At 59.6% G+C, this 9503-nt stretch carries 2 protein-coding genes and 1 pseudogene; all 3 read left to right on the top strand.

All coding sequences use genetic code 11. The features are described from left to right. Window positions 1-874 precede the first annotated feature (874 nt). Complete coding sequence (locus IVB42_RS12670) at window positions 875-6754, top strand: AAA family ATPase (protein ID WP_247395899.1); 5880 nt, start codon at window positions 875-877, stop codon at window positions 6752-6754. Window positions 6755-8864: 2110 nt separating this feature from the next. Beyond that, window positions 8865-9107: a hypothetical protein gene (locus IVB42_RS12665; RefSeq protein WP_247395903.1), complete on the top strand. Its 243-nt coding sequence runs from the start codon at window positions 8865-8867 to the stop codon at window positions 9105-9107. A 102-nt stretch (window positions 9108-9209) separates the two neighbouring features. Beyond that, window positions 9210-9503 (top strand): annotated as a pseudogene (locus IVB42_RS12660) (transposase); the annotation flags it as partial.

The following is a 9503-nucleotide window of genomic DNA, read 5'->3' as shown; positions in this document are numbered from 1 at the left end:
CATCGACGGCCATCCCCATAGCCGCATCGAAGACCTCATGCCGTGGCGATTCCGCAAAACGTCAAGCCAGCCTCAATAGGGTTGCGGCTAAGCGCTTACGGATGACCACCGGTACGATCATCCTCTCTCGCTCCAGTCCATCTGGGCAAGTTTGAGCTACTTTCAGGAAGTGTCCTCGGACGTCGTACTATCTCACAAACGTTCGAACCAACGAACCAACGACACAGCCGCATAAGTGCAAATCAGGACCTGCAACTATCTCAAACTGCTATTTGAGGCTGTGGCCTGCACGGTCGACGGATCGGCCGATCCGCGCACAACATGAGAACCGAAACGCCAGCGCCGAAGCCAATCGACCCCGCGAGATGTAAAGGGCGCTGTCAGCGGCTGGCGCGCCTACATCCGATAGCTCTGAATTCTGAATGATGGTGACATTAACCACGGATTGTTACCACTGAGTAGGATGAAGGTCGGCGACCGGAATCAAAGGCGGTGCGCGTCCGCTTTATGAGCCAATCAGCTCGTGGGCCGCACCGCACAGCAATCCGGTGCCCAGACCACACCTGAGCCGCAGAAGCCGTTCGCATTCGAGCCGGTCCGGACGGCCAGCAGAAGTTGTGGCGACGCATCGGGCAGCATATTTCGAGTTCGATAGACCGCTGAATTCGCCCGCCGGCTCGCGCGCGATCACGGTTGATGTCCGGCTAGCGCCGCTTCGGCTTTCTCGCCGTCATCTGCCTGGCGCCGCAGCTTACGCTGGGCAGAACCCCGCTTTTATGGCAGTGTCGATGTGGCCACAGAGCGCAACACAGTACCTCCTCACCTGACATTGGTCACGCGGAGGCTTCGGGGTTAAACCCAGTGTTTTGGGTTGATGCGCATGGACAGCAGGTTCCAAGTGCTATGGGAGGACGATGACCGCATCTTTTGTCGGCCATTGCGCCCGGCTTCCGATGGCGCATGCAGAACTGTATTGGCGGTACTTCCCAAGGCGAAACACGCTTCGTCCGGCCTCCTCGATCGTCTTGATCACGAGTTTGCGCTGAAAGACCAATTAGATGAGACCTGGGCAATGCGGCCGCTCGGGCTGAAGTGCGATGGTGACCGTCCAGTGCTGCTGCTTGAGGATCCTGGTGGCCAGCCGCTCGAACAGTTGCTTGGTGCGCCCATGGACATCGGACGCTTTTTGCAGCTCGCGATCGGCATCGCCGCAGCCCTGAACAAGGTGCACCAACGCGGCCTCGTCCACAAGGACGTGAAGCCGGCGCACATTATGGTGAACTGCGAGGACGAACGGGTCCGGTTCACCGGGTTCGGTATCGCCTCGCGCCTCGCCCGCGAGCGACGCGCCCCTGGGCCGCCGGAATTCATCGTGGGCACGCTGCCCTACGTGGCGCCCGAACAGACCGGATGGATGAACCGCTCGATCGATTTCCGCAGTGACCTCTATTCACTTGGCGTTACGCTCTATCAGATGCTGACCGGCTCGTTGCCGTTCTCAGCGGCACATTCCATGGAGTGGGTGCATTGCCACATTGCGCGAAAGCCAGTGGCGCCCGGCGAGCGGGTAAGCACTGTACCGGCTGCAATCTCGACCATAGTCCTCAAGCTGCTCGCCAAATCCGCCGAGCAACGCTACCAGAGCGCTTCAGGCCTCGAACATGATCTACGCCGCTGCCTGATCGAATGGGAAACCGGAGGCCGCATCGAAGAGTTTGCGCTCGCACAATACGACACGCCCGACCGACTGCGGATCCCTGAGAAGCTCTACGGACGGGACCGCGAGATTGAAGCCATGCTGGCCGCCTTTGACCGGATGATCAAGAGCGGCGCGCCGGAATTGATGCTGGTTACCGGCTATTCCGGCGTTGGTAAATCCTCGGTAGTCAATGAGCTCCATCGTCGCCTTGTTCCGTCCCACGGGCTGTTCGCATCAGGCAAGTTCGACCAATACAAACGCGATATTCCCTATTCAACGGTAGTGGAGGCTTTTCAGAGCCTCGTGCGGTTCCTTCTGAGCAAGAACGAAGCCGAGCTGACGCACTGGCGCCAAGCGCTTCATGGTGCGCTGGGCGCCAATGGACGACTCGTTACCGACCTGATCCCTGAATTGCGGCTGATCGTGGGAGAGCAGCCACCCGTCCCTGAGCTCCCCCCGCAGCAAGCACAGAACCGCTTCCGTCTCGTGCTCCGGCGCTTCATAGGGGTGTTCGCACAGTCCGAGCATCCATTGGCGTTGTTCCTCGACGATCTCCAGTGGGTCGATGCCGCCACGCTCGATCTGGTTGAGGACCTTTTAACCCGCTCCGATCTGCAATACCTGATGCTCATCGGCGCCTTTCGCGACAACGAGGTCACTTTCGCTCATCCATTGTGGTACAGGCTTGAGGCCATAAAGAGTGCTGGCGCTAACGTGCAGCAGATCATTTTAGCGCCGCTTGCCAGCTCACACATTTCGCGTTTGATTTCCGATGCTCTTCGCTGCGATTCGACGCGTGCCGCGCCACTCGCGAAGTTGATTCACGATAAGACGGCCGGCAACCCATTCTTTGTGATTCAATTCCTTCAGGCGCTTGCCGAAGAGGGATTGGTCCGCTTCGATCATGACGCACGGTTCTGGTGCTGGGATCTCGCTCGCATTCGCGTCAAGGGCCACACCGACAATGTCGTGGATCTGATGATCGCAAAGCTGACCCGCCTGCCTGCCGAGACGCAGATCACGCTGCAGCGGCTGGCCTGTCTCGGCAACGTCGCCGACACGAGGACAATTTCGATCGTCCTCGGTCGCTCCGAGCAGCGGGTACACGCGGATCTGTGGGAGGCCATTCGCCAGGAATTGGTCGAGCACCAGCCAGGAGTGTATCGGTTTGTCCACGATCGAGTGCACGAAGCCGCCTACTCGCTGATTGCTGATGATCAACGCGCGGCGCTGCATTTGCGAATCGGTCGGGAGCTACTGGCGCAGACCCCCCGGGAGAAGTGGGAGAAGGCTATTTTCGAGATCGTCAACCAGCTCAACCGTGGCGAGTCCTTGATCACCTCGCGAGACGAACGCGAGCAACTCGCAGAGCTTAATCTGACAGCCAGCCTGCGCGCGTGGGAGGCGGCGGCCTACGCGGCATCGCTCAACTATGCCGCTGCCGGTGCCGCATTGTTACCAGACGACTGCTGGGAACAACGCCAGCAGCTTGCCTTTGCGTTCGAGTTGCATCGCGCCGAATGCGAGTTCGTGACTGGCTCGGTCCTGGAGGCAGAACAGCGCTTACAGGAGCTGACGACGCGAACCGCGACCGCTGCCGACCTTGCTGTCGTCGCGCGCCGTCGGGTGGATCTGTATACGGCGCTCAGTGAGCCGGACCGCGCGGTTAGCGCCGGTCTCAGCTATCTGGAACAACTCGGGATTCGATGGGTAGTCCACCCAAGCGATGATCACGTCCGACGCGAATACGAGCACGTCCGATCTCGGCTCGGGAATCGGTCGGTCGAGGAGCTATTGGATCTGCCGCTAATGAGTGATGCACTCGCACTAGCGACCATAGATCTTTTGACGGCGCTCATGCCGCCGGCGTTTTTCACTGATGCGAACCTTCGCTCACTGGTGGCCCTAAAAGCGGTGGAGATCAGCCTCGAGTGGGGGAACAACGATGCTTCATGCGTTCCTTACGTCATGTTCGGCGCCATTGCCGGCGCGCGCTTCGGCGACTATCAGGCGGGCCTTCGATTCAGCCGTATCGGCACTGAGCTGGTCGAGCGGTGCGGATTTTCGCGCGTGCACGCCAGGACCTACCTGAACTATGGCAACCTTGTCCTTTCATGGACCAAGCACCTCCAGCATGCCCGAGACGCCTTTCAGCGGGCATTTGAGGCCGCGAGCAGCAGTGGCGATGTCACGTTCGCGGCCTTCAGTTGCGCCAGCTTGAATACGAATTTCCTTGCGGCGGGCGATGCGCTTGCAGAAGCGCAGCGCGAAGCCGAGCACGGGTTGCAGTTGAGCAAGAAGGCGAAGTTTGCGTTGGTGGCCGACATCATAATGCCGCAGGTTGCGCTAATCCGTATGCTGCGCGGCCTGACGCGGCGTTTCGGCGCTCTGCACGACGACCCGTCCGACGAGCTTCGGTTCGAACGGCGTTTGGCCGCCGATCCGGCATTCGCGCTGCCCGAGAGCTGGTATTGGATCCGCAAGCTGCAAGCGTGCTTCTTTGCCGGCGACTATTCGCTGGCCGTCGACGCCGCATCGAAGGCACGGAGACTGCCGTGGTCACCACCGCAGCTACTCGAGACGGTGGAATACGAGTTCTATGCAGCGCTATCGCACGCTGCATGCTGGAATTCGGCACACCCCGAACAACGTCAAGGGCACCTTGAGGCCCTGACTGGGCACCACACGCAGCTCGATTTGTGGGCACAGAATTGCCCGGAGAATTTCGCGGACCGCGCTATTCTAACCGGCGCCGAGATCGCCCGTCTCCAAGGCAGAGAACTGGACGCGGAGCGTCTCTATGAACAAGCCATCCGCTCCGCTCGCGACAACGGCTTCGTCCACCACGAGGCGCTCGCTTATGAATTGGCCGCGCGGTTTTACGGCGAGCGTGGTTTCGAAGAATTTTCTGGCATCTATTTGCGGAGAGCGCGCGACTGCTATGTTCGTTGGGGGGCAGACGGCAAAGTGCGGCAACTTGAGGATATGCATCCGCACCTCAGGGAGGCGAGATCAGAGCCAGGCCCGATGAGCACGATTGGAGCGCCGGTCGAGCATCTCGACCTCGCCACTGTCATCAAGGTGTCGGAAGCGGTGTCAGGTGAGATGGTTCTGGAGACGCTTATCGAGACGCTCATGCGCACTGCCATCGAACAAGCAGGGGCTGAACGCGGTCTGCTGATCCTGTCGCACGACACCGAGCCGCGCATCGAAGCGGAAGCCACCACAACCGGCGATAAAGTTACTGTTGAAATGCGCAATACAGCGGTGACCGCGGATCTCCTTCCCGAATCCGTTCTCCATTACGTACTGCGAACTAGAGAGTGCGCGGTTCTCGAGGATGCCACGGTCCAGCCTCCCTTTGCCACGGACCCCTACGTTAATCAGCGCAACGCTCGTTCCATTCTCTGCATGCCCCTGATCAACCGTGCGAAAGTTATCGGCGTGCTTTACCTCGAGAATACACTGACGCCCTACGTTGTTGCACCGGCGCGAATTGCGGTGCTGAAGCTGCTCGCCTCACAGGCAGCAATCGCACTGGAAAATGCGGCTTTGTACCGCGATCTCGGAGAACGGGAAGCGAAAATCCGACGCCTTGTCGATGCCAACATCATCGGAATCATCATCTGGGAGCTTGAAGGTTCGATTCTGGAGGCCAACGATGCGTTTCTCAGCATCGTGGGATACGACCGTGAGGATCTCGTCTCGGGCCGCCTGCGCTGGACTGACCTGACGCCGCCTGAATGGCTCGACCGCCACGAGCGATGGTGGATCCCGGAACTAAAAAAGATGGGTAGCGTGCAGCCGTTCGAGAAAGAGTATTTCCGCAAGGACGGAAGCCGCGTGTCGGTGTTGATCGGCATGGCTGCGTTCGACGAACAACGAGACCAGGGTGTCTCCTTTGTCGTTGACCTGACGGAGCGCAAACGATCGGAAGTGGCTCTGCAGGAGAGCGAGGAGCGTTTCCGGACTCTCGTACAGTTCTCTTTCGACGTGTACTGGGAATCCGATGCGCGGCATCGTTTCATTCGCCAGGAATTCGCCGAAGGCATGGTCGATGCACCCGCGTCGGGCTCTGAACTTGGTAAGACGCGCTGGGAAGTGCCCTACTTGGAGCCCGACGAGGAGGCTTGGCGCAAGCATCGGGAGACGCTCGATGCCCACCTGCCGTTCCGCGATTTCGAGCTCGCGCGCCCTACGCCCGATGGCGGCAAGCGCTACGTGTCCGTCTCCGGGCTACCGGTGCTCGACAAGTCCGGGCACTTCATCGGTTATCGCGGCGTTGGACGGCACATCACCGAACAGAAGCGGGCCGCAGAGGCGCTGCGCGAGATACAGAAGGAGCTTGCGCACGCTAACCGCCTCGCCACCATGGGCGAACTCACGGCCTCGATCGCGCATGAAGTGAGCCAGCCGATTGCCGCGGCATCCATGAATGCTGGTGCGGCCGCGCGCTTCCTGGACAGAAATCCGCCGGATCTTGAGAGGGTCAGGGAATCACTGGACTGGCTTATGAACGATACCGCTCGGGCCAGCGACATCATCCAACGAATTCGCGATCTCGTAAAAAAAGCACCGCCCCGGAAGGATCGCTTGGACATCAATGAGGCGATCAGGGACGTTATTGAGCTTACCCGCGGCGAAGCGATGAAGAACGGCATCTCAGTGCAGACGGAATTTGCAGACAGCTTACCGCTTGTCGAGGGCGACCGCGTCCAATTGCAACAAGTGGTTCTCAACCTGATTATCAACGCTGTCCAGGCAATCGGCACGGTCGCGAATGGAGCCAAGAAAGTGCTGATCACCACCGCGCAGGGTGCACCGGACGGTGTTCTCGTCGAGGTGAAGGACTCGGGACCGGGGATGAGCTCTGAAACCTTCGAGCACGCCTTCGCCCCCTTCTACACGACGAAGCCCAGCGGTTTGGGGGTGGGACTGTCGATCTGTCGTTCGATTATCGAAGCGCATGCCGGACGCTTGTGGGTGACGCGCAACCAGCCCCACGGCGCAATTTTTCACTTCACCGTACCAGCCCACCCTGCCGACGCTTCTTGATTATGGCCGGATTGCTGGTTCCAACTTCGAGCACGCACCTCGCGCTTTGCGATCGAGAAGATCAAGTCGATCGAAGCCCTGCCGATCCTGGCTGCCGCGACGGGGATTAAATCACCAAGCTGTCGCAGAAACGGTCGAGGGATCACGAGGCGACTAGGCAAAACAGGTTGTGCATTTGCGCGCCTTGGTATCCTATTCTACGACGAGCGCGTAATCGACCTGTGCCGTTTAATCTGCACACCGTATCGCATTGCGCGAAGATGCAGAAACAAAGGAAAAGCATAAGTCGCACTGCTATCCGGGGCACGATACGCAAAAAACGTCGCACCAGATCCGCCTTGTTCTCGTCGACCCCATCCGTAATTTAATTGAATACGAACAGTTTTGATATGGTTGGCGCACCAGGGCTCGAACCGGGGATCCGCTGATCCAACATCGCCGCTCGTTCTCATCGCTCTGTTCGCGCTCGTCACGTCAGCCACTGCGGCAATCGAGCCTATGGCCGACTCGGTGCCCGTAAGCCGTGCCTCAGGGACGATCACTGGCAATGGATCGATTTCCGCTCTTCCGAATTGCCCCGGCGAAACAGGGCGCGGTTGGGGCGTGATTGATGCGATAGACCAGCGTGTCGATCTTGGCAGCGGACTTGTTGCTGAGCAACGTCAGGCCGCCCCGCAGCGAGCCCTGAACCGCTCGCGCCAGTGCATCAGTTCGTCCTAAGTGCATCCGCCTTCCACTAGATCGAGCATGGAAAGGCCATAGATCACGAGGAGGTAAGGATTAGTGGCCGCTCGCACACGGCTTCGATGGCAAACCACATCGATTCGGGGCACGCCCCCCCAATCATCCTCACGCTGATTGGCGCGCGGCGCTGCAAATTGGTTGATCCGGTAACCCTAGGGCCCATTACGGCGCACATAGAGGAAATTGGCGCCCTGCGCGTCGGGCGCCCCTTGACACTCGTGTCAGTCGCCGGCGTTGCACGGCGCACCACATGGCGCGCGGTCGTAGGCGGCGCGGCCGTTGGCGCGGCCGCGGTTGGCACGGCATGTCTCCGCGTTCTGATTAACGGTCGCTACGGCTGCCGCTGATAGCTGTCGGTTCTAGCTTCTGAAGAGCGCATCCTGCGGGATGAGGTTCATGCAGGATGTGCTGTTCAGGTTTCAGGGGCGCTAGCGACAGGGGCCAAGGCGCGACAGAGCAGAGATCGAGAACTCCAGCGTCGCCAGCATCGCGAGCATGTCGCGTTGTCCTGCTCCGGGGCGGCGGGGGTCGGCAGAACATCTTGACGCTCTTTGATCTCTGGCCGAGCCGAAAGGCATGAAGCTCGAGGCCGAGTGATCCATAAAGGTCGAACGCAAATTGCGAGCAAGAAGGAACGACGCGGCCACGGAGGGCTTCTGCTCCTCGTTCAAGACCGAATGGACAGTGAGCAAGATCTATTGCACTGCGAACACCGATATTCGCGCCAATGCGTCCCCACCGGCAAAGCCTTCGCGGCGATATGGGCCCCATGCGGCTTAAATCTGGCAGCGTGATGGATTAATTGCGCGCCTGGCCCCCGAATTCATAAGCTCGTCTAGCACTTTGGCGGCAATACGCGGCAGCGCGCTCAATTAATCGAGCCGTCCACGTTTCGCCGGGCGACGATCCTGTCCTCGGTCCGCGACGCAACCACCCGGTTGATGGGCGACGCTGCGGTAAGATTTGGACCGATCTCCACGCTGGCATGGCAATGTGAAAGCGCAACCGGTCGGGAGGCAAGATTGTGGATGTGATGCCGGTCTGCCGGCCTGAGCGAGGGTTGTCTCTAGCACTAAGTTAAATGCTCCGCCACGATGAGTTCGAAGACGACGATCATCGCCACGACGATCCTCGATCGCCAGATCAATGTAGTGCTCCTGCTTCCGCGGCAAATCATGAGATCTGACCGATAGCTATCTACAGACCGTCGCTAGAGCAGGTGGACAAGGGCAAGCCAGCACGGATGCGAATCCCTGCCTGGTGGCAAGCGCCGGAGCCAGGGGCTTGGAAGTCTCGGAAGTTGGCCCTAGTCCGACCGGGACCGATATGCTTTGATGCGTCGAGGCGTGTGGCGCATGGTGGCCTCATGTACATGGTCATTCGCAAGTACACCAAGGTTCGTTCGGTAGCGGACGCCGCTCGCCGCGCCAAGAGCGGCGTCGGCCAGATCCTAAGGCAATCGCACGGCTTCAGATCTTACCAAGTTCTGGATGCGGGCGACGGCGTTGGTATCGCCGTGATGATATTTGACGATCGCGAAAGCGTCGTCCGTGAACAAGGCACTAAGCGATTGAGCAGGAGTCAGTTTTCCGGTTGCGGCGGCATTTGAGATTGCAGGGATTGGGGGCTTGAGGCCCCCAAACCTTGCAATTTTCGTTTGTGGATTCCCTTTCGCTGCGGACCATGATTCTGTGGTGCATCGGAGGGGCCGATGCGACCGAAGAAGCACAGGACGACGGGATCGAACGATCTGTTCCGGGCGCGGCTGGACCAGATCATCAATCTGAAGCACGAGTGGTTCTGCTTGCCGGCAAGATCGATTGGGACTGGATCGACGGCGAGATCGCGCCGCTCTACAGCGAGAACGGCCGGCCCGGGATCGAGACCCGCTTCATGATCGGGCTGTTGTTGCTCAAGCATATCTACGGGCTGTCCGATGAGGGGGTGTGCGAGCGCTGGGTCCACGACCCTTATTTCCAGTTCTTCACCGGCGAAGAGTTTTTCC

This window comes from Bradyrhizobium sp. 45, from assembly GCF_023073155.1.
Classification (GTDB): domain Bacteria; phylum Pseudomonadota; class Alphaproteobacteria; order Rhizobiales; family Xanthobacteraceae; genus Bradyrhizobium; species Bradyrhizobium canariense_D.
Note: the sequence above shows the minus strand (reverse complement) of the source record. Positions and strands in the feature narration are given on the sequence as shown.

Bases quoted from the DNA above. Each gene is read 5' to 3' on its own strand.
- IVB42_RS12670 (WP_247395899.1), top strand. From the start codon at position 875: ATGCGCATGGACAGCAGGTTCCAAGTGCTATGGGAGGACGATGACCGC.
- IVB42_RS12665 (WP_247395903.1), top strand. From the start codon at position 8,865: ATGTACATGGTCATTCGCAAGTACACCAAGGTTCGTTCGGTAGCGGAC.